General features: G+C 74.2%; 26 protein-coding genes. 9 read left to right on the forward strand and 17 right to left on the reverse strand.

The genetic code is table 11. The features are described from left to right. Positions 1 to 20: 20 nt before the first annotated feature. The 6 genes from ilvN to AC4MBH_RS07300 form a co-directional block, all read right to left on the reverse strand. Positions 21 to 563, reverse strand: coding sequence for an acetolactate synthase small subunit (ilvN, locus tag AC4MBH_RS07275; RefSeq protein ID WP_491793891.1), 543 nt, complete (start codon positions 561 to 563; stop codon positions 21 to 23). Positions 564 to 568: 5 nt separating this feature from the next. Beyond that, positions 569 to 2,341 (reverse strand): acetolactate synthase large subunit, encoded by a 1,773-nt coding sequence (locus AC4MBH_RS07280; protein WP_491793892.1) that lies wholly within the window; start codon positions 2,339 to 2,341, stop codon positions 569 to 571. 247 nt (positions 2,342 to 2,588) lie between these two features. Next, entirely contained in the window at positions 2,589 to 3,269 is a 681-nt protein-coding gene (locus AC4MBH_RS07285; RefSeq protein WP_491793893.1) for a 4a-hydroxytetrahydrobiopterin dehydratase, read from the reverse strand. Further along, positions 3,262 to 3,996 (reverse strand): 4a-hydroxytetrahydrobiopterin dehydratase, encoded by a 735-nt coding sequence (locus tag AC4MBH_RS07290; protein WP_491793895.1) that lies wholly within the window; start codon positions 3,994 to 3,996, stop codon positions 3,262 to 3,264. The genes AC4MBH_RS07285 and AC4MBH_RS07290 overlap by 8 nt, the downstream gene beginning before the upstream one ends. Further along, the gene (locus AC4MBH_RS07295; RefSeq protein WP_491793897.1) at positions 3,993 to 4,418 is read right to left on the reverse strand and encodes a VOC family protein; all 426 of its coding nucleotides are present in this window, start codon (positions 4,416 to 4,418) and stop codon (positions 3,993 to 3,995) included. The genes AC4MBH_RS07290 and AC4MBH_RS07295 overlap by 4 nt, the downstream gene beginning before the upstream one ends. A gap of 29 nt (positions 4,419 to 4,447) precedes the next feature. Beyond that, positions 4,448 to 5,140: a GNAT family N-acetyltransferase gene (locus tag AC4MBH_RS07300; protein ID WP_491793899.1), complete on the reverse strand. Its 693-nt coding sequence runs from the start codon at positions 5,138 to 5,140 to the stop codon at positions 4,448 to 4,450. Between the two features lie 19 nt (positions 5,141 to 5,159). Here AC4MBH_RS07300 and AC4MBH_RS07305 point away from each other — a divergent pair, with 19 nt between their 5' ends. Next, complete coding sequence (locus AC4MBH_RS07305; RefSeq protein ID WP_491793900.1) at positions 5,160 to 5,516, forward strand: UBP-type zinc finger domain-containing protein; 357 nt, start codon at positions 5,160 to 5,162, stop codon at positions 5,514 to 5,516. 33 nt (positions 5,517 to 5,549) lie between these two features. Here AC4MBH_RS07305 and AC4MBH_RS07310 read toward each other — a convergent pair whose 3' ends face one another. Genes AC4MBH_RS07310 through AC4MBH_RS07330 form a run of 5 tightly spaced genes read right to left on the reverse strand, consistent with a single transcriptional unit; the run spans position 5,550 to position 10,905 of the window. Further along, positions 5,550 to 6,773 (reverse strand): FAD-binding domain-containing protein, encoded by a 1,224-nt coding sequence (locus AC4MBH_RS07310; protein WP_491793902.1) that lies wholly within the window; start codon positions 6,771 to 6,773, stop codon positions 5,550 to 5,552. After that, positions 6,770 to 7,789, reverse strand: a complete 1,020-nt coding sequence (locus AC4MBH_RS07315) for a S66 family peptidase (protein ID WP_491793903.1) — start codon at positions 7,787 to 7,789, stop codon at positions 6,770 to 6,772. Before AC4MBH_RS07315 ends, AC4MBH_RS07310 begins: the two co-directional genes overlap by 4 nt. Before the next feature lie 52 nt (positions 7,790 to 7,841). Next, complete coding sequence (locus AC4MBH_RS07320) at positions 7,842 to 8,495, reverse strand: hypothetical protein (protein WP_491793905.1); 654 nt, start codon at positions 8,493 to 8,495, stop codon at positions 7,842 to 7,844. After that, entirely contained in the window at positions 8,492 to 9,712 is a 1,221-nt protein-coding gene (locus AC4MBH_RS07325) for an MFS transporter (protein ID WP_491793907.1), read from the reverse strand. Before AC4MBH_RS07325 ends, AC4MBH_RS07320 begins: the two co-directional genes overlap by 4 nt. Next, a complete protein-coding gene (locus tag AC4MBH_RS07330) occupies positions 9,709 to 10,905 on the reverse strand; it encodes a kynureninase (protein ID WP_491793909.1) in 1,197 nt (398 codons plus the stop codon). The genes AC4MBH_RS07325 and AC4MBH_RS07330 overlap by 4 nt, the downstream gene beginning before the upstream one ends. Positions 10,906 to 11,173: 268 nt before the next feature. Between AC4MBH_RS07330 and AC4MBH_RS07335 the strand changes: the two genes are divergently transcribed. Both AC4MBH_RS07335 and AC4MBH_RS07340 read left to right on the forward strand, forming a co-directional pair. Further along, the gene (locus AC4MBH_RS07335) at positions 11,174 to 12,364 is read left to right on the forward strand and encodes a GNAT family N-acetyltransferase (protein WP_491793910.1); all 1,191 of its coding nucleotides are present in this window, start codon (positions 11,174 to 11,176) and stop codon (positions 12,362 to 12,364) included. 24 nt (positions 12,365 to 12,388) lie between these two features. After that, positions 12,389 to 13,753, forward strand: a complete 1,365-nt coding sequence (locus tag AC4MBH_RS07340) for a hypothetical protein (RefSeq protein WP_491793911.1) — start codon at positions 12,389 to 12,391, stop codon at positions 13,751 to 13,753. On the opposite strand, the gene AC4MBH_RS07345 is transcribed toward AC4MBH_RS07340, so the two are convergent. Further along, on the reverse strand, positions 13,740 to 14,687 hold the full coding sequence (locus AC4MBH_RS07345) for a hypothetical protein (RefSeq protein WP_491793913.1): 948 nt from the start codon (positions 14,685 to 14,687) through the stop codon (positions 13,740 to 13,742). The two genes, AC4MBH_RS07340 and AC4MBH_RS07345, sit on opposite strands and share 14 nt — an antisense overlap. 59 nt (positions 14,688 to 14,746) lie before the next feature. Beyond that, positions 14,747 to 16,423: a dihydroxy-acid dehydratase gene (ilvD, locus tag AC4MBH_RS07350; RefSeq protein WP_491793914.1), complete on the reverse strand. Its 1,677-nt coding sequence runs from the start codon at positions 16,421 to 16,423 to the stop codon at positions 14,747 to 14,749. A gap of 298 nt (positions 16,424 to 16,721) precedes the next feature. On the opposite strand from ilvD, the gene AC4MBH_RS07355 reads away from it, so the two are divergent. The 4 genes from AC4MBH_RS07355 to AC4MBH_RS07370 all read left to right on the forward strand — a co-directional run bounded on the left by AC4MBH_RS07355 (position 16,722) and on the right by AC4MBH_RS07370 (position 20,014). Beyond that, positions 16,722 to 17,576 carry an EamA family transporter gene (locus AC4MBH_RS07355; protein WP_491793916.1) on the forward strand — a complete coding sequence of 285 codons (855 nt, stop codon included), beginning with the start codon at positions 16,722 to 16,724 and terminating at the stop codon, positions 17,574 to 17,576. Between the two features lie 80 nt (positions 17,577 to 17,656). After that, entirely contained in the window at positions 17,657 to 17,914 is a 258-nt protein-coding gene (locus AC4MBH_RS07360; protein WP_491793918.1) for a hypothetical protein, read from the forward strand. Positions 17,915 to 17,942: 28 nt separating this feature from the next. Next, positions 17,943 to 18,857, forward strand: a complete 915-nt coding sequence (locus AC4MBH_RS07365; protein WP_491793920.1) for an alpha/beta fold hydrolase — start codon at positions 17,943 to 17,945, stop codon at positions 18,855 to 18,857. A gap of 5 nt (positions 18,858 to 18,862) precedes the next feature. Then, the gene (locus AC4MBH_RS07370; protein ID WP_491793922.1) at positions 18,863 to 20,014 is read left to right on the forward strand and encodes a PQQ-dependent sugar dehydrogenase; all 1,152 of its coding nucleotides are present in this window, start codon (positions 18,863 to 18,865) and stop codon (positions 20,012 to 20,014) included. Between the two features lie 230 nt (positions 20,015 to 20,244). On the opposite strand, the gene AC4MBH_RS07375 is transcribed toward AC4MBH_RS07370, so the two are convergent. The 3 genes from AC4MBH_RS07375 to AC4MBH_RS07385 form a co-directional block, all read right to left on the reverse strand. After that, positions 20,245 to 20,646, reverse strand: coding sequence for a VOC family protein (locus AC4MBH_RS07375; RefSeq protein ID WP_491793924.1), 402 nt, complete (start codon positions 20,644 to 20,646; stop codon positions 20,245 to 20,247). Positions 20,647 to 20,740: 94 nt separating this feature from the next. Further along, a complete protein-coding gene (locus AC4MBH_RS07380) occupies positions 20,741 to 21,526 on the reverse strand; it encodes a 3'(2'),5'-bisphosphate nucleotidase CysQ (RefSeq protein WP_491793926.1) in 786 nt (261 codons plus the stop codon). Positions 21,527 to 21,655: 129 nt separating this feature from the next. Next, on the reverse strand, positions 21,656 to 22,504 hold the full coding sequence (locus tag AC4MBH_RS07385; RefSeq protein WP_491793928.1) for a LysR family transcriptional regulator: 849 nt from the start codon (positions 22,502 to 22,504) through the stop codon (positions 21,656 to 21,658). A gap of 101 nt (positions 22,505 to 22,605) precedes the next feature. Here AC4MBH_RS07385 and AC4MBH_RS07390 point away from each other — a divergent pair, with 101 nt between their 5' ends. Beyond that, positions 22,606 to 23,370 carry an SDR family oxidoreductase gene (locus tag AC4MBH_RS07390; protein WP_491793929.1) on the forward strand — a complete coding sequence of 255 codons (765 nt, stop codon included), beginning with the start codon at positions 22,606 to 22,608 and terminating at the stop codon, positions 23,368 to 23,370. Between the two features lie 159 nt (positions 23,371 to 23,529). Beyond that, positions 23,530 to 24,426 carry a sigma-70 family RNA polymerase sigma factor gene (locus tag AC4MBH_RS07395; RefSeq protein ID WP_491793931.1) on the forward strand — a complete coding sequence of 299 codons (897 nt, stop codon included), beginning with the start codon at positions 23,530 to 23,532 and terminating at the stop codon, positions 24,424 to 24,426. Between the two features lie 26 nt (positions 24,427 to 24,452). Here AC4MBH_RS07395 and pth read toward each other — a convergent pair whose 3' ends face one another. Further along, a complete protein-coding gene (pth, locus tag AC4MBH_RS07400) occupies positions 24,453 to 25,040 on the reverse strand; it encodes an aminoacyl-tRNA hydrolase (protein WP_491793933.1) in 588 nt (195 codons plus the stop codon). Between the last annotated feature and the right edge of the window lie 33 nt (positions 25,041 to 25,073).

The raw sequence follows: 25,073 nt of genomic DNA on the forward strand, positions 1-25,073 counted from the left end.
CTTTCTCTGGATGGGTGTGGTCAGCCGGCGGAGGCCGGCGGCACGGGGACGGTGACCGGGCGCAGGGAGCGCTCGGAGATGGAGCGGCTGCCGCGGCCGATGGCGACCTGGCCCGACTGGACGAGCTCGCGGATGCCGAACGGCTCGAGCACCGCGAGGAAGTCGCCGATCTTGCCGGCGTTGCCGGTGATCTGGATGGTCACGGCCTCGGGCGAGACGTCGATGACCTTGGCGCGGAACAGCTGCACCGTGTCGAGCACCTGACCGCGGGTCTCGGCGCTGGCGGAGACCTTGACGAGCACGAGCTCGCGGTTGACCGAGGCGCCCGGGTCGAGCTCGACGATCTTGATCACCTCGACCAGCTTGTTGAGCTGCTTGGTGACCTGCTCCAGCGGCGACGACTCGACGTTGACCACGATCGTCATCCGCGAGACCTCGGGGTGCTCGGTCGGGCCGACGGCGAGCGAGTCGATGTTGAACCCGCGGCGGCTGAACAGACCCGCGATCCGGGCCAGGACGCCGGGCTTGTTCTCGACCAGGACGGAGAGGGTGTGGCGGCTCATCTGCGTCACGCTCCGTTCATCGCGTCGGTGGTGCCCCAGTCGTCCTCGACCCGGTCGAACTCCGGCGCGAGGTCGCGGGCGTACTTGATGTCGTCGTTGCTGGTCCCGGCGGCGACCATCGGCCAGACCATCGCGTCGCGGTGCACCCGGAAGTCGACCACGACCGGGACGTCGTTGATCTCCATCGCCTTGGCGATCGTGGTGTCGACGTCCTCGGGCGACTCGCAGGCCAGCCCCACGCAGCCGTAGGCCTCGGCCAGCTTGACGAAGTCGGGGATCCGCTTGGAGTGCAGGTCGGTGTTGGAGTAGCGCTCGTTGTAGAACAGCGTCTGCCACTGGCGCACCATGCCGAGCGACTCGTTGTTGATGATCGCGACCTTGATCGGGATGTCGTTGATCGCGCAGGTGGCGAGCTCCTGGTTGGTCATCTGGAAGCAGCCGTCGCCGTCGATCGCCCACACCGTCGAGCCGGGCATGCCGACCTTGGCGCCCATCGCGGCCGGGACGGCGTAGCCCATCGTGCCGAGACCGCCGGAGTTGAGCCAGGTGTTGGGCTTCTCGTACTTCACGTAGTGGGCCGCCCACATCTGGTGCTGGCCCACCCCCGAGGTGTAGATCGCGTCGGGTCCGGCGATCGCGCCGAGCCGCTCGATGACGTACTGCGGGGAGAGCGAGCCGTCGGTCGGCTCGTCGTAGCCGACGGGGTACCTGTCCCGCACGCCGGAGAGGAACTCCACCCAGCCCTCGTAGTCGCCGGTGCGGCCGGCGGCCTGCTCGGAGCGCAGCGACGCGGCGAGGTCGATGAGCACCTCGCGGACGTCGCCGACGATCGGGACGTCGGCGTGGCGGTTCTTGCCGATCTCGGCCGGGTCGATGTCGGCGTGGATCACCTTGGCGTCGGGGGCGAACGAGTCGAGGTTGCCGGTGACGCGGTCGTCGAAGCGGGCACCGAGGGTGATCAGCAGGTCGCTCTTCTGCAGCGCGGCGACGGCGGCGACGGTGCCGTGCATCCCGGGCATGCCGAGGTGCTGGACGTGGCTGTCGGGGAACGCGCCCCGGGCCATCAGGGTCGTGACGACCGGGATCCCGGTCAGCTCGGCGAGCACGAGCAGCTCGGCCGACGCGCGGGACCGGATCGTGCCGCCGCCGACGTAGAGCACCGGCTTGCGCGACTCCAGGATCAGCCGGGTGGCCTCGCGGACCTGCTTGGCGTGCGGACGGGTCACCGGGCGGTAGCCGGGCAGGACCAGCTCGGTGGGCCAGTCGAACGTCGTGCGGGACTGCAGGGCCGACTTGGCGACGTCGACCAGCACCGGGCCGGGCCGGCCGGTCGAGGCGATGTGGAACGCCTCGGCCACGGTGCGCGGGATGTCGGCCGGGTCGGTGACCAGGAAGTTGTGCTTGGTGATCGGCATCGTGATGCCGCGGATGTCGGCCTCCTGGAAGGCGTCGGTGCCGATCATCGCCGCCCCGACCTGGCCGGTGATGGCCACCATCGGGACCGAGTCCATGTGGGCGTCGGCAATCGGGGTGACCAGGTTGGTCGCCCCCGGGCCCGAGGTCGCCATGCAGACGCCGACCCGCCCGGTCGCGGCGGCGTACCCCTGGGCGGCGTGGCCGGCCCCCTGCTCGTGGCGTACCAGGATGTGGCGGATCGAGGAGTCCATCAGCGGGTCGTACGCCGGGAGGATCGCGCCCCCCGGGATCCCGAAGATGGTCTCGGTCCCTGCTGCTTCCAGCGACCTGATCAGGCTCTGTGCGCCCGTGATCTCGCTCATCCCACTTCTTCCCTCGTCTGTGGTGGCCGTCCGGCGGCGGTTTCCTGGCAACAAAAAACCCCTCGGCCACATGGCTTCGAGGGGTGACGTGTCGGCTGACCGGTCAGCCGGCACGTCGCAGTCGTACGGAGATCTGTCCACGCATGGGGCCACCGTAGCCGTCGGCCCCTCGGGCCTGCGGGAGAGTCTGCCACGGTCCCACATCGTGGGACTGCGGTCCCACGATGTGGCAGGCGGGCGCTGCCGCTCAGTCGCGTCCGCGCCACGTGGTGACGCACGCCTGGTTGCCCTGGGCGTCGGCGAGCACCCAGAACGCCGGCGCCCGCGCGTCGCTGACCAGCGTGCCGCCGGCGTCGAGCGCACCACGGATACGGGCCTCGGCGGTCTCGGGCGGCACCCGCAGGTCGGCGTGCCAGCGCTGCCGCGGCGTCTCGTGCGGCTCAGTGCGCTGGCCCCAGATGCTCGGCATGGTGCCGTCGGGGTCGTTGAGCTCGCCGCCCTGCTGCGGGTGGGGCTCGTAGCCCAGCAGCGCCGCCCAGAACGGCGCGACCTCGTCCCAGTCCCACGTGTCGAGCCCCAGCTCGAGCACGCTCAGCCGGTCGGGCCGGGGCGTCGCCCCCAGGGCCGCGGCCGCCGCGCTGACCTCGCGCGCCAGCCGTACGTCGCGCGACGTCACGCCGCCGACGCCGGGGGTGGTCAGGCGCAGGTCGACGTGGTCGGCGGTGAGGTCGACCTCCGGGTGGTGGCCGGCCGCGAGGCCGAGAGCGGCGACCTCCTGCACCAACCGCGCGCCTGTCCCGAAGTCGGCGGTCTCGAAGCGGGCGTGCAGGTGGCGGAAGAGCAGCCGCCAGTCGTCGAGCCGCTCGGCCTCGACGTCGTGGCCGTCGAGGCGGACGAGCCCGCCGTCGTCGTCCCCGTCGTCAGGCACCGTCGGCACCGGCCTTCTCCGGCGGCACCTCGTCGGCCGCGACCTCCTCGGTCGAACCGATGGAGGTGCAGATGCAGGCCCGGTTGCCGTGGGCGTCGGAGAGCACCCAGAAGCTGGGTGCGCGCTCGTCGCTGACCAACGTGCCCCCGGCGGCGACCGCGTCCTGCACCCGCCGCTCGGCCACCTCGGGCGCGACGACGACGTCGACGTGCCACCGCTGCTCGACCGGCTGGTCGACGGTGGAGGCGGCCTCGGGGGCCTCCTGGAACCAGACCCCGAGGCCGGTGCCGTCGGGGTCGGTCAGGTCGACGCCGTCCTCGGGGACCTCGCGCCCGAGCACGGCCGCCCAGAACGGCGCGATCTCGGTGTGGTCGCGGGTGTCGAGCGCGATCTCGACGACGCTGACCTCCTCGGGCCGGGCCGGGGCGACACCGTCGGCGAGCAGGCTGATCTCGCGGGCGAGGCGGACGTCGCGCTGGGTGACCCCGCCGACGTCGTGGCTCCGGAGCCGGACCGAGAGCAGGGGGTAGCGCAGGTCGAGGTCGGGGTGGTGGTCGGCCTCCTCGGCCGCGGCGCCGATCTCGGCGACGAGCCGCAGCCCGGTGGCGAAGTCGCCGGTGGCGAAGCGGGCGTGCAGCGCGCCGGAGAGGTAGCGCCAGTCGTCGAGCAGCTCGGCGGCGACGTCGGCCGGGGCCAGCGTCGTCCGGTCGTCGGGATCCTGGGTCATGGCAGCACCTTCCGTCCGATCTCTTGGGGGTTCCAGGCGACTTCCCAGCGGTAGCCGTCGGGGTCGGCGAAGTAGCCGGTGTAGCCGCCCCAGGCGCGCTCGGCGGCCGCGCCCACGTGCGGCGCCCCCGCGGCCCGCGCGACCTCCAGGACGGCGTCGACCTCGGCGGGCTCGGCCACGTTGTGCGCCAGCGTGAACGGCGGTACGCCGTCGGGCCCGGGCGGCATCGCGATCGCGCCGACCTCGGCCTCGAAGTGCCCGCGGTCCCACAGCGACAGCACCACGTGCTCCCCGACGGCGATCATCACCACGTCGTCGGGCACCTCGAGGTCGGGGCGCCAGCCCAGGCCGTCGCAGTAGAAGCGCCGCGAGACCCCGAGGTCGGCGACGGCGAGCGTGACGAAGCTGATCCGTTGGTCCATCGCCGCCGACCCTGCCAGAACCGACCCGGTCAGGTCACCCCTCGCAGCGGGGACCGCTGCTGCCCGGCGGCGTCGAAGTTGGCGGGGTCGAGCCACCGCTCGTGCGCGGCGCGGACGACCGGCCACTCGGCGTCGGTGACGGAGTACCAGTCGGTGTCGCGGTTGCGGCCCTTGGTGACCATGTGCTGCCGGAACCGGCCCTCGTGGGTGAACCCGAGACGGCTCGCCGCGCGCCGCGACGGCTCGTTGAGGCTGTCGCACTTCCACTCGAAGCGCCGGTAGCCGAGCTCGTCGAACGCCCACCGCATCAGCAGGTGGGTGGCCTCGGTCGTCACCGGCGTCCGCTGCAGGTGCCGCCCGTAGAGGACGCCGGCGACCTCGACCTGGCCGTGGGCCGGCTCGATCCGCATCAGCGAGGTGAGCCCACCGGCCTCGCCGCCCACCGGCACGACCGCCCAGGTCTCGGTGGCCGGGGCGGTGAGGTAGGCCTCGACCCAGGTCCGCATCGCGGCGACGTCGGCGGGCGGCTCGGTGGGCCGGTAGGTCCACAGGGCGTGGTCGTCGGGGCCGCAGAGGGCCCGGTGCAGTGCGGGCGCGTGGGCTACCGCGAGCGGTTCGAGGACGACGTACCGGCCCTCGAGGCGGACGGGTGTCGGCCACGGCCGCGGCGTCCAGCCGGGGACGAGGTCGCCGACCGGCTGGCCGTGGTCGTCGTGGGGCACGAGTGGCAGGGTAGGGGCCGTGAGCGAGAACGGCATCGACCCCAGCGTCCCGCCCAGCGGCACCGGCTGTGCCGAGTGCGACCAGGCCGGGGGGTGGTGGGTGCACCTGCGCCGCTGCGCGCAGTGCGGGCACGTCGGGTGCTGCGACTCCTCGCCGGGCCAGCACGCCTCGGCGCACTTCACCGCGACCGGGCACCCGGTGATGCAGAGCTTCGAGCCGGGCGAGGAGTGGTTCTGGGACTTCACCAGCGGCTCCGACGCCGGCGTGCCCGAGGGCACCGAGCTCGCGGGGCCGACGTCGCGCCCCGAGGAGCAGGCGGTGCCCGGACCCCGGGGCCGGGTGCCGGCCGACTGGCGCGCGCACGTGCACCGCTGACCCGGGCCCGCCCGCCGGTGCGGGGCGGCGGGGTCAGCGTCCGGCGGTCCGGCGCCACGCGCTGAACGACCGCACCGCCGCCGGGCGCGGCCGGACCAGCCAGGGCCACGGGTGCACCTCACGCACGTCGAGCCGTGCCCGCTGCCGGGCCCACCCCGGCACCGGCGCGTACGTCGTGGCGAGGGGCCGGCCGGCCAGCTCGGCGCCGACCACCCCGCGGCGCACCTCGACCTCGCGCTCGGCCGCCAGGTCGCCGAGGCACTCCGCCAGGAACACCAGCCGCTTGCCCGACAGCCGCAGCCGGGCGAGCAGGGGCTCGTCGAGGACGAACACCGCCGGCCGGTCGGTCTCGGCGGCGAGCGCGGGGTCGCCGGTGCCGAGCGACTCCGCGGTGAGCCAGACGACCTCACCGCCGTCGCCCTCGACCTCGTCCGGTCCTCCGGGAACCGGGCCGGTGGCGAGGTCGGGGCCGTCGACCGGCGGGCCGACGGTGGCCTCGGGCCAGTCCTGGATCGGGCAGGCGTCGCGCAGCGGGCAGCCGCGGCACAGCTCGGGCGCCCGCTTCTCGACCTGCCAGCGACTGAACCCGTAGGCCTTGCCGCTGCCGGTGCCGACGGTCCACTGCCAGCCGAGCCGGTTGGCCGCCCGCGACCCGTCGAGCAGGTGCGCGAACATCGCGTCCTCCCCCGCGCGCCAGTCCCCGCCGCCGCGCACCGACCACTGCGAGGCGAGCCACATCCGGGTCTGGTTGACCAGCCAGCCGTCCTCGGTGAGCGCCCGCACCAGGTAGTCGCTGCACGCCATGTCGCGCCGCAGCGGCTCCTCCCAGGGGTCCGGCCGCGGCTGCTCGCGCCGCAGCGACCGGCCGAGGTCGGCCCCGAGCCGGGCGTAGAGGTGGCGCGCGAACTCCTGCCACAGCAGCTCGTCGCGGTAGCGGCCCCGGTCGCGCGAGGGGCTGCCCGCGACGGCGTCCCAGAGCTCGGGGAGCGTGATCAGGCCGTGCCGCACGTACGGCGACACCCGGGTAGCCCCCCGGCGCGACTCGGGCAGCACGGTGCTGCGCGAGCGGGCGTAGCCGCCGATGTCCAGCCCCGCCAGGGCTGCGTCGGCCGCGGCCTGGCCGCCGCGCACCACCCCAGGCTGGATCCCGTCGGCGCCCTCGCGGGCGAGGTCGCCGAGGTGGGTCGCGACCCAGGCCACGGTGTCGTCGGTCGACGCGCCCGCCGACGGCGCCGGGGGCGGGGGCAGCAGGCTCACGCCAGGACCTGGGTCGTCCCCGCGCCGGTCGCGTCGACGACGACGCGGGTGACGGCACCGGTGACGAGCGGCATCCAGGGCTGGGTGTGCCCGATGTCGGCACCGAGCACCAGGGGCACGTCGAGCCCGCCGAGGGCGTCGAGCACCGCCTCGCGCTGGGTCCAGCCGTCGGCGTCGGGTGCCGGCGTACGACCGACGACGACGGCCGTGGCGTCGTCGAACCAGCCGGCGAGCCGCAGCGAGTGCAGCGAGCGGCCCACCGTGTAGGGGTCGGCCTCGGCGACCTCGAGGAAGACCACCAGTCCGTCGTCGCGGTGGGCGCGCCCGAAGCCCGGCACGTCGCCGTACGGCGTGGCGGCGAGCAGCGACACGATCTCCAGGCAGCCGCCGACGAGCCGCCCGGTCACGTCGACCCCGCCCCCGCCCACGACCTCCCAGGCGCCGGTGCCCTCGAGCGTCAGCTCCTCGACGGCCGGGTCGGCGCGGTAGTCGTCCCAGGTGCCGACCCGGTGCCTGCCGGGGCTGCGCTGGTCGAAGGGGCCGCCGCCCGAGACGAGCTCGGTCCAGTGCAGCAGCCCCTCCGGCTGCCGGTAGGCGGTGTCCATGAGGTTGGTGCCGTGGACCGTCGCCCACCCCAGGCGGGTGGTGAACGGCAGCATCAGCGAGCAGAGGTCGGAGTAGCCGACCAGCCAGGTGGGTGGGAGGGAGGCGAGCTCGTCCCAGTCGAGCTGGTCGAGCAGGTCGATGGCGAGCTCACCGCCCCAGGGCGGCACGACCGCGCGGACTGCCGGGTCGCGCAACAGCTGCATGAGCTCGGCCGCGCGCTGGGCCTTGGGCGCCGAGACGGGGCCGTCGTCGCCGAGGCACTCGCCGACCCGGACGTCGTACCCGCGCCGGCGGAGCCAGGCCACGTTGTGGTCGAGACGCGGACGCAGCTCGGCGCCGACCCCGCTGGAGGGGGCCGTGACGCCGACGGTGTCGCCCGGACGCAGCGGGGCGGGATAGCGGATCGGCATGCCGTCAGCCTGGCAGGGCCTCCCCCCGGCTGCGACGACCCAGGAGGGTGGGTCAGCCCGCGCGGCCCAGCAGCTCGTGGGCGGCGTAGGAGCCGCCCAGCACGACGGCGAGGCCGACGACGGTGACCACCACCGAGTAGACGACCGGACGGCGCTGCGCCAGCGAGAAGGCGCCGCGGTGGCTCCCCGCGACCTCCCGCAGCGTCGCGGGCCCGTCCTCGCGCACCACCGGCGCGTGTGCACCGACCCGCTCGACCAGCGTGGCGAGCGCGTCGGCCGGCCACGTCGTCGAGGTCAGCTGGAACAGCCGCCGTCCGCGGCGACCGCGCGGCACCACCCAGGTCGCCTCCGGCTGCACCGACGTGCCCGAGACGCGCGTCGCGTGCAGCACCGAGGCGACCTCGTCCCAGGCCCAGTGCCGGGTGCTCAGCACGCGGCGGTGCACGAGACCGTCGTCGTGGATCTCGACCGCGACGCGGGACTGGGCGCGGTGGATCGCGATCACCGCCGCCACGCCGACCACGAGGCCGACCGCGGCGCCGATGATCCCGCCCCGGGAGCCCAGGATGATCGCGACCGCGACCACCGCGGCGCGCGGAGCGCCCTTGAGGCGGTTGCCGTCGTGGGTCCGGCGCGAGCGCCGCAGCACGGTCGGGCCGGCCGCGACGCGGGCGCGCCTGGACGTCGGTCGGGAGGGCTCGCTCACGGGTCCAGCGTCGCACCCGACCGCGGCTCGCGGCCGAGGGTCTCGTCCGCGACCAGCCAGGGCAGCAGCGCCAGCAGGCTCACCAGCGCGGTGACGCCGAACGCCCAGTCGTAGCCGGCGCGGTCGGCGACCAGGCCGACGAGCACGGGCCCGAGGATCGCGCCGGCGTCCTGGGCCATCTGGAAGGTGCTCAGCACCGTGCCCCCGCTGCGCTCGGTGCCGACGATGTCGGCCACGGCCGCCTGCTGACCCGGGTTGACCAGCCCCGCACCGACTCCCGACAGCGCCGACAGCAGGAGCAGCAGCACCAGGTCGCCGCTCAGGCCGACGAGGCCGAGACCCACGGCGGTCACGCCGAGCCCGACGACGACCAGCGGACGACGGCCGACCGAGTCGGCCACCCGGCCGGCCACCTGGAGCGTGAGCGCGGTGCCGAGCGCGGCCAGCGCCAGCGCGACGCCGGCGACCCAGGTCTCGTCGTGCACCGCCACCGCGAACTGCGGCAGCACCGCCACCCGGACGCCGAAGTTGCACCAGCCGTTGGCGAACGCCGAGGCCAGGCACGCCCGGTAGGCCGCGTCGCCGAGTGCCTCGCCGAGTCGCATCGGTGGGCCCTGGGTGGCCGGGTCGACCTGGCGCAACCGGGTGCCGGACAGCCGGATCGCGACCACGAGCGCGGCGACGACGAGCGCGGCGGCGTACACGACGAAGGGCAGGCGCAGGCCGAACGTCGCCAGCGCACCGCCGACCACGGGGCCCAGGGTGCCGCCGATGAGGAACGAGCTGGCGTAGGCCGAGGAGACCCGGCCGCGCATCGTCGGCGGCGCCAGCCGGACCAGCAGGGCCATCGCCGAGATGGTGAACATCGTCGAGCCGATGCCGCCGAGCCCGCGGAAGACGAGCAGCTGGGCGTAGGACTGCGCGAAGGCGGTGGCCAGCGACGACGCCGCCACCAGCAGCAGCCCGGTGACGTAGACGGGGCGCTCGCCGAGCCGGGTCACCAGCGCGCCGCCCGCGGGTGCGAACAGCAACCGGAAGAACGCGAACACCGAGACCACGACCGAGGCCGCCGCGACCCCGACGTCGAAGCTGCGGGCGTAGGCCGGCAGCACCGGCGAGACCAGCCCGAACCCGATCGCGATCACGAACGCCGAGGCGATCAGGACCCGCAGCTCCGAGGGGATCGGCGTCCTCGGGGCCTTCGTCGCGCTGGTCACGGGGCGAGGCTGTCGAGCACCTCGCGCACCGTCTCGAGGCCACGCGTGACCTCGGCGTACGACGTCGAGAGGGGGGAGAGCCCGAGCCGCAGGCCGTGGGGGTCGCGGTAGTCGGGGATCACGTCGCGGCGCCACAGCTCGGCGGTGGCCTCGCGCATCAGCGGGTGCTCCAGGGTGACGTGGCCGCCGCGGCGCCCGGCGTCGCGGGGGCTGGCGAGGGTGGCGTCGGGCAGCAGCTCGGCGGCCACGGCGATGGCGTGCTCGGTCAGGCCGACCGACTTGGCGCGGACGGCGTCCATGCCGACCTCGTCGACGAGGGCGAGCATGTCCTGGAGCGCCAGCATCCCGACCACCGGCGGGGTGCCGGAGAGCATCCGGCGCACACCGGCGGCGGGCGCGTACGTCGGCCCCATCAGGAACGGGTCGCTGGCCCCCATCCAGCCCTGCACCGGCTGGGTGATCTCGTCGTGGAGCCGGGCTGCGACGTGCACGAACGCCGGCGAGCCCGGGCCGCCGTTGAGGTACTTGTAGGTGCAGCCGACCGCCAGGTCGACGTCCCAGTCGTCGAGGTCGGTCGGCACGGAGCCGACCGAGTGCGACAGGTCCCAGAGCACGAGGGCGCCGGCGTCGTGGGCGATCCGGGTGAGCGCGGGCGCGTCGGCGAGCCACGCCGACCGGTAGGCGACGTGGCTGAGCACGACGAGCGCCGTCCGCTCCCCCACGGCCTCGGCGAGCAGCTCGGCGGTGACGCCGGCGCTGGTGTCGACGTCGATCCAGCGCAGCGTCAGGCCGCACTCGCGCGCGACGCCGTCGGCGACGTAGCGGTCGGTGGGGAAGTTGTCGCGGTCGAGCACGATCTCGGTGCGCCCGGGCCGCAGCGCGACCGCAGCCCGCATCGCCTTGTAGAGCAGCACGGTCGTCGAGTCGCCGACGACGGTCTGACCGGCCGCCGACCCCAGGCAGACCCGGCCGATCTCGTCACCGACCACCTCGGGCAGCGCGAACCACGACTCGTCCCAGCCCCGGATCAACCGCCCGCCCCACTCCTCCTCGACGAAGCCGCGCAGCCGCTCCCCGGTCACCCGCAGCGGCCGGCCGAGCGAGTTGCCGTCGAGGTAGACGAGCGTCGACTCCGACCCCACGAACCGGTCCCGGTACGCCGCCAACGGGTCCCGCGCGTCGAGCTCGCTCACGTCGGCGACAGTAGCCGCGCCGCACCAGCCGGCCGACGCTGGTCGACCGGTGGTCTCGAGACAGGCGCTAGCGCGCCTTCCTCGACCAGCGTCGGTAGCCGTACGCCGCGCCTCCTCGACCGCCGCCGGTGATCCACGCTGGTCGAGGAGGTTCCGCTAGGAACCGTCTCGAGACACCCGGCACGGCCCTTCCTCGACCAGCGTCGACCACCGTCGGCGGGGACAACCGGGTCGACACCCGGCCGGTCCGGACGGTAGACAGCGACCCGTGGAGATCCGCCGCCTCACCCTCGATGACCTCCCGGCGTCCAACCGGCTGTCGGCCGAGGCGTTCGGGCGGCGACCGGGCAGCAGCCCGCCGCCGGTGCCGACCGAGCTGCCGGCCGGGCGGGACGTGTGGCTCGCCGTCGACGGCGACGACCTGGTCGCGCGGGTGGCGGGGCACTCCTACGAGTCCTGGTGGCACGGCGCGCGGGTGCCGACGTGCGGCGTGGCGAGCGTGGCGGTGGCGTCCGAGAGGCGGGGCGAGGGGGCGCTCCGCGCGGTGTTCGAGGCGGCGCTGGGCGCCGCGGTCGAGCGCGGCGAGGTCCTCTCGACGCTCTTCCCGACCGCCACCGGCATCTACCGCCCGCTCGGCTACGAGCTCGTCGCGTCCTACGACACCGTCGAGCTCGCGACCGCCGAGCTCGCCGCCGTCCGTCCGCCCGCGGCCACGCGCACCCGGCGCGCCCGGGTCGACGACGTACCCGCCGTCAAGGACGTGTACGACGTGTGGGCGGCCGCCCAGAACGGCCCGCTCACCCGCACCGGCCCGCGGTTCGCGGCACCCGACCAGGAGCTGCTCGACGACGTCACCGCGGTGAGCCTGGCGGTCGAGGGCGACCGGGTCGTGGGCTACGCCGTGTGGGACCGCGGCGACGGCTACGACCCCACGTCGTCCCGGCTCGTGGTGCACGACCTGGTGGCCGTGACCGCCGACGGCTACCGCGCGCTGTGGCGGATGCTCGGCAGCCACACCTCGGTGGTCGGCTCGGTCCGCGTGCGCACCTCCGGCGACGACCCCGCGCGGCTCGTGCTGCCCACCGCCACCTGGGACGTCGTCGGCCGCAACCCCTACATGCTCCGCGTCAGCGACCCCGCCGGGGCCCTCGCCGCCGCCGGCCTCGAGCTGCCGGGCGTCGCGGCCGAGGTCGACCTCGCGGTGACCGGCGACCCCCTCGGCGTGGCCGACGGTGGCTACCGGCTCACGCTCGGCGACGAGCCGGGGGTGTGCGAGCGGGCGGTCGTCGGTGACGACGTGCCGACGTTCACGCCCCAGGGCCTCGCGCTCGCCTACGCCGGCGCCCAGTCGTGCGCCAACCTCCGGATGGCCGGCCACCTCACCGGTGCCACGACCCACGACGCGCTGCTCGACGCGCTCCTCGGTGGCCGCCCGCGGCACGTGCGCGACTACTTCTGAGACCACGTGGGCAAGGGTGACCCCATGAGCACCCCCGGCGACCAGCCGGCGCCCCACGACGGCAGCCGCCCTCCTCCGCCCACCCACGCGCCGCCCACCCACGCGCCGCCCACCCACGCGCCGCCCACCCACGCGCCACCGCCGGCCTCCTACGCGCCGCCGCCGGCACCCCACGCGGCACCCGGCCCGACGGGCTACGTCGACGTCGACCCCGGCTCGGCCGGGCTCGTGCGCGAGGAGAAGCTCGGCTGGGCCCTCCCGCTCGCGCTCCTGGGCGCGCTGACGATGGTGGTCTCGCTGTTCCTCGACTGGGTCGAGACCCAGCTCTTCGCCTCCTACGAGCCCGACACCGTCGGCCCGCTCGAGAACCGCCAGGAGTACACGAGCCTGTTCGACGCCGTCGACACGGTCGAGGACGTCACCGGACCGGACCCCGCGGGTCCTGACGTGGGTCCGTGGGCCGAGCTCTTCTTCCCCCTGCTGGCGATCGTGCTCACCGTCGCGTGCGTCGTGCTGGTGCTCGCCGCCGCCGTCGGGCTGCGCCGCGCGGCACTGACCAACGCCGCCCGGATCGCCGCCGTGGTCGTCGCGGTCGCCGCCGGGTGCGCCGCCGTGCTGGCCGTCTACAGCCTCGGCTTCACGCCGTCCAGCGGCGGCGACGCGCCCACGACGATCCCCGTGGATCCCGGCGGAGGGCCCGTGCCGACGTTCCTCGCCTCCGAGGTGCAGCCCTCGACGGGCCTCTACCTGTGGGTCGGCGGCGCGGTCCTGCTGGCCATCGCCGGTGCGCTCGGCCCGCGGATCGTGCACCGGCTCCCACCCGGCGCCCAGCCGTCGTACGCGGCACCGCCCGGCCAGCAGCCGTACGCCGGCCAGCCCGGCTGGGCACCCCACGCCGGCACGGCGTCGGCCGGGATCGTGAAGCACACCACCCAGGTCGTGGCGATCGTGCTCACGGCGATCGGTGCGGGTCTGTGCGTCCTGGGCTACGGGTTCCTCTCCTGGGCCCAGGGCGACGACTGGGTCACCTTCAGCGACCTGGGCGAGGCCGCCCGGGACCAGGGGTTCGTGGACCGGCCGGTCGCCGAGGCCTACTTCGGGTGGCTGGGCTGGGTCGTGCTCGTCCTCGCCGTCGTCGCGACCGTGCTCGTCGCGCTGGGCAAGAAGCCGACCGGCGTCAACCCGCGGGTGGTCCGGCCGATCCTGGCCATCAGCGCGGGCCTGGGCCTGCTGGCGCACCTCGCCGCGCTGGTCGAGATCGACACCGACTTCGGGGTGGCGGCCTACCTGGTGGGGCTCGGGCTGGGCCTGACGTTCCTCGGCGCGTTGCTGCCGCTGCGCGCCCGGGCCCGGGTCGCGGTGCGGCACGGCGGGCTCACTGGAAGCTGACGAACCGCACGGCCGGCCTGAGCCGGCGCACGTCGCGCGCCGACATCAGCGGCACGTCCTCGTCGTAGAACAGCTTGAAGCCCATGTGGAACTGCTCGGCCCGCTCGACGGTCGTGTACGTCGCGAGCTTCTGCCCCGGCGTGCCGAACCCGTCGACGTGCTGCACCATCGCGAGGCCGGGGCGTGCCGCGACCCGGTCGATGCCCTGGACCATGTCGGTGCGGAACTGGTGCAGCACGAAGAGCTTCTCCGGCAGCCGGTGCCGGCGGACCAGGCCCGCGAGCCAGCCCGAGACGAGGTCGACCTCGCTCGCGCGCACCGAGCCGATGACCTCGCCCGGCACCTGGTCGCGGCCCATCCGCCACTCGGGGTCGAGCGCCAGCCCGACGTGCGGCTCGCGCAGCGCCCACTCCCAGCGGCGGGCGACGTCGACGAAGCGCGCCCGCCCCGGCTGGAGGTCGAGCAGCAGCAGGGCGCCGGCGCGGCGGGCGGCGACGACGTACTGCTGGACCACGGCGCGGGAGACGTCGTGGCTGTAGTCGCCGTCGGGCCCGGGGGTCGCGTCGGCGACCGTGACGATCAGCTCGTAGACGGGCTGGACCACGGCCCCGGACCGGGCGAACGGCCGGGCGGCCGCGGTGAGCCGCCGGTGCATGGTGGCCGGGTCGGTCTCGCCGAGCACGCCCAGCGAGCCGGTCCCGCCGGTGCCGTAGTAGGCGACCAGGAACCGGCCCTCGCCGAAGATCCGGCCGTTGGCGGCGTGGGTGGGCGGCGCCGCCCGTGCCGGCCGGCGCGAGGACGGGGCCGTCGCCGACGGCGCACCCGACGGGCCGGCGCCCTCCCTGGCCGACGTGCCGGCGCGACCAGAGGCCCGGGCACCGTCGTCGCCGTCGACCAGACGTACGACGCCCGCGGTCGCCAGCAGCAGGAGCACCGCCGCGACGACCGCGCGGGCGGCGAGGGCGTCGCGGTCGGTGGAGCGGGCGGGCGCGGTCAGGAGGTGACCGCGCCGTGCGCAGCGGAGGTGACCGTGCGGGCGTACTTGCCCAGGACCCCGCGGGTGTACCTCGGCGGCAGCGGCTCCCAGCCGACCCGGCGCGCCTCGAGGTCGTCGATCTCGACCTCGAGGGTCTTGTTGAGCACGTCGAGGGTGATCGGGTCGCCGTCGCGCACGAACGCGATCGGGCCGCCGTCGGAGGCCTCCGGGGCGACGTGCCCGACGCAGAGCCCGGTCGTGCCGCCCGAGAATCGGCCGTCGGTGAGCAGCAGGACGTCCTTGCCGAGCCCGGCGCCCTTGATGGCGCCGGTGATCGCGAGCATCTCGCGCATGCCGGGGCCGCCCTTGGGGCCCTCGTAGCGGATGACGACCACGTCCCCGGCGACGATGCGGCCGGCGGCGAGGGCGTCCATCGCGGCGCGCTCGCCGTCGAAGACGCGCGCGGTGCCGGCGAAGACGGACTCGTCGAAGCCGGCCGACTTCACCACCGCACCCTCGGGGGCCAGCGAACCGGTGAGGATCGTGATCCCGCCGGAGGCGTGGATGGGCCGGTCGATCGCCCGGATGACGTCGTCGTCGAGCGGCGGCGGCGCGAGCGCCTCGAGGTTCTCGGCCATGGTGCGGCCGGTGACGGTGAGGCAGTCGCCGTGCATGAGGCCGGCGTCGAGCAGCGCCTTCATCACCACGGGGATGCCGCCGATCTTGTCGACGTCGTTCATCACGTAGCGCCCGAACGGCTTGAGGTCGCCGAGGTGCGGGACCTTGTCGCCGACCCGGTTGAAGTCGTCGAGGGTGAGGTCGACCTCGGCCTCGCGGGCCATCGCGAGCAGGTGGAGGACGGCGTTGGTGGAGCCACCGAGGGCCATCACCACGGTGATCGCGTTCTCGAACGCCTCCTTGGTCATGATCTGGCGCGCCGTGATGCCCTCGCGGAGCAGGTTGACCACGGCCTCGCCCGAGCGGTGCGCGAAGCCGTCGCGGCGGCGGTCGACGGCCGGCGGGGCGGCGCTGCCCGGCAGCGACATCCCGATCGCCTCGGCGACGGCGGCCATCGTGTTGGCGGTGTACATGCCGCCGCAGGCGCCCTCCCCGGGACAGATCGCGCGCTCGATCTTGTCGACCTCCTCGCGGCTGATCTTGCCGGCCAGGCAGGCACCGACGGCCTCGAAGGCGTCGATGATCGTGACGTCACGGCCGTCGACGCTGCCGGGCATCGTCGAGCCGGCGTAGAGGAACACCGAGGACAGGTCGAGCCGGGCGGCGGCCATCATCATGCCGGGCAGCGACTTGTCGCAGCCGGCGAGCAGCACCGATCCGTCGAGCCGCTCGGCCATCATCACCGTCTCCACGGAGTCGGCGATGACCTCGCGCGAGACCAGCGAGAAGTGCATCCCCTCGTGGCCCATCGAGATGCCGTCGGAGACCGAGATCGTGCCGAACTCGAGCGGGTAGCCACCCGCCGCGTGGACGCCGTTCTTGACGGCCTTGGCGAGCCGGTCGAGCGAGAGGTTGCAGGGCGTGATCTCGTTCCACGACGACGCCACGCCGATCTGCGGCTTGGCGAAGTCGTCGTCGCCCATGCCGACGGCCCGGAGCATGCCGCGCGCGGCCGCCCTCTCGAGTCCGTCGGTGACGTCGCGGGAGCGGGGCTTGATGTCGGGCTTCTCGCTCATGCCTCCAGCCTAGGTGCGCCACCCCGTCGCCCGTGGCGGGACCGGTGCGCGCGAGACACCGAGGTGACGGTGGTCGAGCCGCGCGGACGAGGACTGCGCGAGCCGAGGCCCCCTGCTGGCTGCCTTCCCTCGACCACCGTGGGTCGGTGACCACCGTTGGTCGAGGAGGTTGCGCCAGCCACCGTCTCGAAACCACCGGAGGATGCACACCTCGCCGGGTCTCGACCCGGGCTCGCTGGCGCGCGCCCGGTCGACCACCGTCGACGGACGACGTCCGGGCCGTCGTTACGGTGGCCCGGTGCCCCGCCCGTCCCCGATCGTGCTGGTGCTGGTCGGGATCGCGTCGGTGCAGCTGGGCGCGGGGGTGGCCAAGTCGCTGTTCGACGACGTCTCGCCCTCGGCGCTGGTCTGGCTGCGCCTCGCCACGAGCTCGGTGATCCTCCTGGCCTGGGCCCGTCCGCGCCTGCACGCACCGTCGCGGCAGGACCTCGCCGTGCTGCTCGGCTTCGGGGCCAGCCTGGGCCTGATGAACCTGGCGATCTACCAGGCGTTCGCGCGCATCCCGCTCGGGATCGCGGTCACCATCGAGTTCATCGGCCCGCTCACCCTCGCGGTCGCCGGCTCGCGCCGGGCCCGCGACCTGGTGTGGGTGGGGCTGGCCGCGGTCGGTGTGGCGCTGCTGGGGGCCGAGCGCGCCGACCTCGACCCGGTCGGGGTGCTGTTCGCGCTGCTGGCCGGGGCGTGCTGGGCGTCGTACATCTTGTTGTCGGGGGCCACCGGACGCCGCTTCGAGGGCCTCGAGGGGCTCGCGCTGGCCAGCGTCGTCGCGACCGTGCTGGTCACGCCGTTCCTGCTCGTCGGCGACGCCGCCGCGGGGATGCTCGACCCCCGGATCCTGCTGCTCGGCGCGGCCGTCGGGCTGCTCTCGTCGGTCATCCCCTACAGCTGCGAGCTCGTCGCGCTGCGCTCGTTGCGACCGGCCGTGTTCGGGATCCTGATGTCCCTCGAACCCGCGGCCGCGGCACTCGCCGGCCTGCTCGTGGTCTCGGAGACCCTGAGCGTGCTGCAGTGGGCGGCGGTCGGCTGCGTCGTCGCCGCCAGCATCGGCGCGACCCGGCAGGCCGGGGTGCTGCGCGAGCCCGTGCCGGACTGAACCGGGTGATCCCGGCCGTGTTCACGTGTTCGTCACGCCAGGATCACGACAGACGGCGGATGCGGGCGTAGCGTCGTCCCATGCTCGGTACCCCCCTCTCGACCGGCCCCTTCCGGGGTCTGGTGCAACGCCTCCAGGACTGGCCCGTCGCCTCCCAGCAGCAGGCCCGCCGCAACGCGATGATCGCCTCGACCTCGTGCGCCAAGCGCCGCGCCGAGCGCGAGGACGTCGCCGACTACCTCGCCTCGCTGTCCGCACCGATGTCCGCAGCGATGGCCGCCCCGACGTCCGACGACACGCCCCACGCCACCCGGCGGCGACACGCGCACCACGCCTGACGCCCTCCGGTGGGGCAGAATCGGCGCCATGCCGACCTCCGCCGCGCACGCCGTCACGGCTGCGACACCGGCCTTCCGCGACATCCTGTCCGACGACGGGACCCACCTGCGGGCGTGGACCAACGACCCCGACGGGCTGATCGACGGTCCGACCGTCGTGCTCTGCAACGGCCTCGGCACCAACGCCTGGTGCTGGCCCGCGCTCCTCGACCCCGGGTGCGGTGTCCGGGTCGTGTCGTGGAACCACCGCGGCGTCGGCGGGTCCGAGCGACCGGTCGACCCGACCCACGTCGAGGTCGAGCACTTCGTGGAGGACGGCCTCTCCGTCATGGACCACTTCGGCATCGAGCGCGCCGTGCTGATGGGCTGGTCGATGGGCGTCAACACGATGTTCGAGCTCGCCGCCCGCCACCCCGAGCGGGTCACCGGGCTCTTCGCGGTCGCGGGCGTGCCCGGTGACACGTTCTCGACCATGCTCGCCCCGCTGCGGCTGCCGCGGGTGGTCGCACGCGCCCTCACGGTGAACCTCTCGCGGGTGATGTCGCTGGCCGGCAAGCCGCTCACCCCGATCGTCCGCGCCCTCCCGGTCGGCCCCCGCGTGGTCGCGCTGATCTCACACTCGGGGTTCATGCTGCCCGTCGCCGACCCCGGGCTCGCCGCGGTCGCCATCAAGGAGTTCCTCACCACGCCCGTCGACTGGTACTGCCACCTCGCGCTGAGCACGTCGCGCCACATGCGGGTCTCGCTCAGCTCGATCGACGTACCCGCGATGTTCGTCGCCGGCCGCTGGGACCTGCTCGCCGGCTCGCGGCACATGGAGTCGGCCGCGGCCCGGATGGACGACGCCGAGTACGTCGAGCTGCGTGCCTCCCACTTCGTGCAGATGGAGAAGCCCGACGTCGTGCACCGGCTGCTGCTCGAGTTCCTCACGAAGGTCGGCTGACGCGCGTGCGGACCCGCAGTGGGGCGGCGCTCGCGCTCGCCCTGACCCTCCTCGTCGCCGGCTGCGACCAGGGCGGCAACGAGACCGACCTGGAGATCTCCGGGACGACGCCGCCGGCGTCGGAGTCGCCGACCACCCCTTCCGACCCGGCGTCGACCCCGCCGCCCCCTCCCCCGACGTCGTCCGCCCCGGGCGGACCGCCGGAGGTCGTCGGCACGATCGCGACCGACCTCGAGGCGCCGTGGGGGCTCGACTTCTTCGCCAACGGCGACGCCATCGTCACCGAGCGCGACAGCCGCCGGGTCCTCCGCGTCACGCCGGCCGGCGACGTGACCGAGCTCGGCGTCGTCGACGAGGCCGTCCCCGCGGGCGAGGGCGGGCTGCTGGGCGTCGCCCTCTCCCCCGACTTCGCCGAGGACTCGCTGGTCTACCTCTACGTCACCACCGCCGAGGACAACCGGGTCCTGCGCGCGCCGCTGACCGACGACCGGCTCGGCGAGACCGAGGTGCTCCTCGACGGCATCCCCAACGCGTCCATCCACGACGGCGGCCGTCTGGCGTTCGGTCCCGACGGGTTCCTCTACGTCTCCACCGGCGAGTCCGGCGAACCCGAGATCTCCCAGGACCGCGACTCCCTCGGTGGCAAGGTGCTGCGGTTGACCCCCGACGGCGACCCCGCCCCCGGCAACCCCTTCGACTCCCCCGTCTACTCCTGGGGCCACCGCAACGTCCAGGGCCTCGCCTTCGACGACGCCGGCCGTCTGTGGGCCTCGGAGTTCGGCGACTCCGCCTTCGACGAGCTCAACCGGATCGACGCCGGCGCCAACTACGGCTGGCCCGAGGTCGAGGGCGAGGGCGGCGCCCCCGAGTTCGTCGACCCCCAGCAGACCTGGGCCACCGGCGACGCCTCCCCCTCCGGCCTGGCCCACCTCGACGGTGAGCTCTGGATGGCGGCCCTCCAGGGCGAGCGGCTGTGGCGGGTCACCCTCGACGGCCGTCGCGCCGTCGACCAGGAGAGCTTCTTCGTCGGCACCTACGGCCGGATGCGCACCGTCGCCGCCGCCCCCGACGGCACCCTCTGGGTGACCACCAGCAACCGCGACGGGCGCGGCGTACCCGCCGACGGTGACGACCGGATCCTGCAGGTGCGGCCGTAGGTCCTGGGTCTGGTGCGGGCGCTGGGGCTTGTGGGGCTCGTGGTGTCAGGGCAGTGTCGGGATTTCACCGGTGAACCGATGAAATCCGCAGACGCCCGGCCCCGGCAGTCACATGCATCCCTGACGCACCAGACGCACCACGCCCCAGGCAGAACCTGAACTTCCCGGGCAATGCATTGACTGGGAAGTTCAGACTTCCCCGGTCCACCGGTGAAATCTCGCCCGGCCGCTCAGCCCCCGTTCGCCTCCCGCTCGGCCTGGTTGCGGATGACGCAGAACTGGTTGCCCTCGGGGTCGGCGAGGGTGACCCAGCCGCTGCCGGGGCCGTAGATGCCGCGGTGGTCGGCGACCTCGACGGCGCCGTGGGCGAGGAGGCGGGCGACCTCGTCGTCGCGGGCGCCCTCGCGGGGGGCGATGTCGAAATGGATCCGCTTGGCCGGCAGCTCGGCGTCGGGCACCTCGAGGAACAGCAGCTGCTGGCCGCTCTCGGGGTCGCGGATCATGCACTCCTCGTGGCCGGGCTCGTTGGGGTCGCCCTCGATGTCGACCCAGCCGAGCACGGGCTTCCACCACTCGGAGAGCTCGTAGGCGTGGTGGCAGTCGATGGTGGTGTGCGAGAGGTACGACGTCATCGCCCCAGCCAACGCAGCCCCGACCGGTGGGGCAAGGCGTTATCGCTCTCAGCGGAACACCAGCACCTGCACGACGTCGAGAGCGCCGCCACCGCTAGGAGATGTCGTTCTCCGCGATCCAGGCCAGGATGCGGTCGGCCAGCTCGGGACGGCACACGACGAGGTCGGGCAGGTAGACGTCGTCCTGGTTGTAGCGCAGCGGGCTGCCGTCGATGCGGCTGGTGAACAGGCCGGCGGCCCGGGCGACGGCCACGGGTGCGGCGCTGTCCCACTCGTACTGGCCGCCGGCGTGCACGTAGGCGTCGGTGACGTCGCGCGCGACGGAGAGCACCTTGACCCCGGCCGAGCCCATCGCGACGAGCTGGGCGTCGAGCTCGCGGGCCAAGCCGTGCACGAACTCCGGCGGGCGGCTGCGCGAGACCGCGATCCGCGGCGACTCGCTCGTGCTCGGGGGTACGACGGGCGGCGCGCCGGTCGTGAACGTCTCGCCGAGGGCGGGCTGGGCCACGGCGCCCGCGGTCAGGTCGTCGGCACCGCGCTCCCACAGCGCGACGTGCACGGCCCAGTCGTCGCGCGGCGGCTCGGAGAACTCCCGGGTGCCGTCGAGGGGGTCGATGATCCAGACCCGCTCGGAGGTCAGCCGGACCTTGTCGTCCTTGCCCTCCTCCGACAGCACGGCGTCGTCCGGCCGGTGCTCGGCGAGCAGCGTCATCAGCAGCTCGTGGGCCGCTGCGTCACCCGCGTCCTTGAGCTCGCGCCCGGTCAGGCCCTCAGCACGCACCTCGAGGAGGCGACGTCCGGCCTCCTCGGCGAGCCAGGCGGCCAGCACGTGGTCGTCGGTGGCGGCGGACTCCGGCGGCAGCGAGGGCTCGTAGGGCACGGCACGACCCTAGTGCCCGCCGGGCGGGCCGGGCGGGGTGCCTTCCCGCGCCGGTCTCGACTCAGTCTCGCTGGCGCTCGCCCGGCTCGACCACCGTCAGCGCCGGGTCAGAGCCGGGTCAGAGCCGCATCAGAGCCGGGTGGCGGTGCGCACCAGCCCGGCCACGCCGGGCGACCGGCTGTGCCGCGGCCAGGCGATCAGCGTATGGACGGTGGGGGCGTCGGGGACGGGCACCGCCGTGAGCTGTTCGTTCAGCTGCGCCCGCACCGAGTCGGGCAGGACGACGGACGCTCGGCCGAGCGCGACGAGCTGGAGCAGCTGGGTGTGGTCGCGGACCTCGGCCCCGGGCCCGGCGGCGTACGTGCCGTCGCGGTCGGGCCAGCGCGGGGTCGGCAGGTCGGGCAGCGTGGTGGCCTCGGCCAGGGAGATCTCGGTGCGGGTGACGAGCGGGTGCCCGGCCGGCAGCACGAGCACCTGTCCCTCGGAGGCGAGCTCCTCGGTGTCGAGGCCCGACGGGTCGTCGTAGGGGAGGTGGAGCAGGGCGACGTCGGCGTGGCCGTCGCGGAGCAACCGGCCCTGCTCCCCCGGTCCGCACAGCAGCACCTCGACCTCGACGGCGTCGGGCTCGGCGGCGTAGGCGTCGAGCAGCTTGGCGACCAGCTCGCTCGAGGCACCGGCCTTGGCGGTGAGCACCACCGCGGGTCCGCCGGTGGCCTCGCGGGCCGCTCGTCGGGTACGCCGCTCGGCGGCCTCGACCGCCTCCAGCGCCGCCCGTGCCTCGCCGAGGAGCACCTCGCCGGCCGGGGTCAGCGTCACGCCGCGCGGGGTGCGGTCGAGCAGCACCACCCCGAGCCGGCGCTCGAGCTGGGCGACGGCACGCGAGAGCGGCGGTTGGGCCATCCCGAGGCGCTCGGCCGCCCGGCCGACGTGCTGCTCCTCGGCGACCGCGACGAAGTAGCGCAGCTCCCGGGTCTCCACCTCGTCCAGGTTACCCCTGACCTGGGGCGATACCCGTGCGGTATCGGTGGTGACCGGATCGGTGTTGGAGCCGACCGACGCCGGCGGACACGCTCGGACGCATGACCACCAACCCCGACATCCCGACCACTCCCACACCCACCGGCGACCGTCCCGTCGTCGCCCTCGTCACCGGAGCCAACAAGGGCATCGGCTACGAGATCGCCGCCGGCCTCGGCCGCCTCGGCTGGCGCGTCGGCGTCGGCGCCCGCGACGCCGTACGCCGTGAGGAGGCCGTCGCCAAGCTGCGCGCCGACGGTGCCGACGCGTTCGGCGTACCGCTCGACGTCACCGACGACGCGAGCGCCGCGGCCGCCGCGGCGCAGCTCGAGGCCGAGGGGGGCCTCGACGTGCTCGTCAACAACGCCGCGATCACCGGCGGCCCGGAGCAGCTGCCCACCCGCGTGACGCCGGAGACGATGCGCGCCGTCGTCGAGACCAACGTCGTCGGCGTCATCCGCGTGACCAACGCGGTGCTGCCGATGCTGCGTCGGTCCGCGGCCCCGCGCATCGTCAACGTCTCCAGCAGCGTCGGCTCGCTGACCCTGCAGACGACCCCCGGCACCGAGACCGGGCCGGTCTCGGCGGCGTACTCGCCGTCGAAGTCGTTCCTCAACGCCGTGACGATCCAGTACGTCAAGGAGCTCGAGGGCACCGGCATCCTGGTCAACTCCTGCTGCCCGGGCTTCGTCGCGACCGACCTCAACGGCTTCCGCGGCACCCGCACCCCCGAGCAAGGCGCCGCAGCCGCCATCCGCCTGGCGTCGCTGCCCGACGACGGCCCCAACGGGGGCTTCTTCTCCGACGACGGCGTCGTCCCCTGGTGATCGCCTGACGACGGTCGGGCGCGGGTCCGCCGGCCCCCACCGCGGCGTCGCTACCACCCGGGCGGGGGGGAGCGGGGAGGGCCGGATGCCCCCTAGCGTGACGAAGGGGCCGGGCCGGCCCTCCCGACACGGCAGCGCCGTCGATCTTCGACAGGACCCATGACCTCCTCCCCCCTCGTACCCGACCTGCTGACGATCAATGCGTCAGGGTCTCGTGGCGCGCTCGCGGAGATCAGCCGGGACGAGCGTGGGGACCGCACCCGCGCGCTGCTGGCGGAGGCGGCGACCGCCGACGCCGACCGCCGCGACGTGCTGCTCGGCGAGGTCGTGGTGCTCAACTGCCGGGTCGCGGACGCCGTCGCTGCGCGCTACCGCAACCGGGGCGCCCCGCTGGAGGACCTGCGGCAGACGGCGTACGAGGGCCTGGTCAAGGCGGTCCAGCGCTACGACCCGGTTGCCGCCGAGGACCTGCTCACCTTTGCGGTCCCGACGATCCGGGGCGAGGTGCAGCGCTACCTGCGCGACCGGACCTGGATGATCCGGCCGCCGCGCCAGGTCCACGTCCTCAACGCCAAGATCCGCGCGGCGTCCTCGCACCTCGTCGAGGACTTCGGCCGCGAGCCGACCGCCGGGGAGATCTGCGACTACCTCGGGCTGGACCCGGAGGAGTACGAGCACGTGCGCAGCACCATGGCGCAGCTCAAGCACGAGTCCCTCGACCGGCCGCTGAACGACGAGTCCGGCTCGGCCACCCTCGCCGACCTGGTGGACACCGAGGACTCCGGCGACGAGATGCTCGCCGTCGAGGCGCGCGCCCTGCTCGGTCCCGCGCTGCGGCGCCTCAACGACCGCGAGCGTCGCATCGTCTTCCTGCGCTTCTTCGAGGAGCGCACGCACAGCGAGATCGCCCAGGACTGCGGCATCGGCCAGAGCCAGGTCTCCCGGATCCTGGAGCGCGTCATGCGCAAGATGCGGATGTCCATGGAGGAGGCGCCCGACGGCCAGGGCACCACCGCGGCGCGGCGTGCTCCCGTCGGCGCGACCCTCGCCTCGTGACCGACCGCTGATCGACGGCTGACGGCTCAGCTGTTGTAGCGCTGCTGGGTGCGCTCGAGGCCCTCGGTGACCAGTGACTCCACCGCGTCGGCGGCGGTGTCGACCTGGAAGGGCAGTTCCTTGCGCTCGGTGGAGGAGTAGTTGGACAGCACGAAGTCGGCGACGTCCTGGCGTCCCGGCGGTCGGCCGATGCCGACCCGGACGCGGTAGAAGTCGCCGGTGCCGAACGACGAGCGGAGCGACTTCAGCCCGTTGTGCCCATTGTCGCCGCCGCCGAGCTTGGAGCGCAGGGTGCCGAAGCCGATGTCGAGCTCGTCGTGGATCGCCACGATCCGGTCGGGTGCGACCTTGTAGAAGGTGGCCAGCGCCTTGACCGGTCCCCCGACCTCGTTCATGTAGGAACGGGGCCGGGCCAGGACGACCCGGGGGCCGTCGCTGCCGGGCACGCCGAGCCGCGCCTCGGCGACCTCGGCGCGCCCGGTCTTGTGGGCGCGCAGCGGGGTGCCGAGGCGGCGTACGAGCTCGTCGACGACGAGGTAGCCGACGTTGTGCCGGTGCCCGGCGTAGCCGTCACCGGGGTTGCCGAGCCCGACGACGAGCCACACATCGGCCATGTCGTCGGGCTCCTCGTCGGTACGGGGACGGGC

The organism is Nocardioides sp. WJ219 (genome assembly GCF_058559815.1).

What these genes read in the sequence shown, in the direction of transcription:
- ilvN (WP_491793891.1), bottom strand. Translation starts at nt 563, where the DNA reads ATGAGCCGCCACACCCTCTCCGTCCTGGTCGAGAACAAGCCCGGCGTC.
- AC4MBH_RS07280 (WP_491793892.1), bottom strand. Translation starts at nt 2,341, where the DNA reads ATGAGCGAGATCACGGGCGCACAGAGCCTGATCAGGTCGCTGGAAGCA.
- AC4MBH_RS07290 (WP_491793895.1), bottom strand. Translation starts at nt 3,996, where the DNA reads ATGACCCAGGATCCCGACGACCGGACGACGCTGGCCCCGGCCGACGTC.
- AC4MBH_RS07295 (WP_491793897.1), bottom strand. Translation starts at nt 4,418, where the DNA reads ATGGACCAACGGATCAGCTTCGTCACGCTCGCCGTCGCCGACCTCGGG.
- AC4MBH_RS07315 (WP_491793903.1), bottom strand. Translation starts at nt 7,789, where the DNA reads ATGCCGATCCGCTATCCCGCCCCGCTGCGTCCGGGCGACACCGTCGGC.
- AC4MBH_RS07340 (WP_491793911.1), top strand. Translation starts at nt 12,389, where the DNA reads ATGAGCACCCCCGGCGACCAGCCGGCGCCCCACGACGGCAGCCGCCCT.
- ilvD (WP_491793914.1), bottom strand. Translation starts at nt 16,423, where the DNA reads ATGAGCGAGAAGCCCGACATCAAGCCCCGCTCCCGCGACGTCACCGAC.
- AC4MBH_RS07360 (WP_491793918.1), top strand. Translation starts at nt 17,657, where the DNA reads ATGCTCGGTACCCCCCTCTCGACCGGCCCCTTCCGGGGTCTGGTGCAA.
- AC4MBH_RS07365 (WP_491793920.1), top strand. Translation starts at nt 17,943, where the DNA reads ATGCCGACCTCCGCCGCGCACGCCGTCACGGCTGCGACACCGGCCTTC.
- AC4MBH_RS07375 (WP_491793924.1), bottom strand. Translation starts at nt 20,646, where the DNA reads ATGACGTCGTACCTCTCGCACACCACCATCGACTGCCACCACGCCTAC.
- AC4MBH_RS07390 (WP_491793929.1), top strand. Translation starts at nt 22,606, where the DNA reads ATGACCACCAACCCCGACATCCCGACCACTCCCACACCCACCGGCGAC.
- AC4MBH_RS07395 (WP_491793931.1), top strand. Translation starts at nt 23,530, where the DNA reads ATGACCTCCTCCCCCCTCGTACCCGACCTGCTGACGATCAATGCGTCA.
- pth (WP_491793933.1), bottom strand. Translation starts at nt 25,040, where the DNA reads ATGGCCGATGTGTGGCTCGTCGTCGGGCTCGGCAACCCCGGTGACGGC.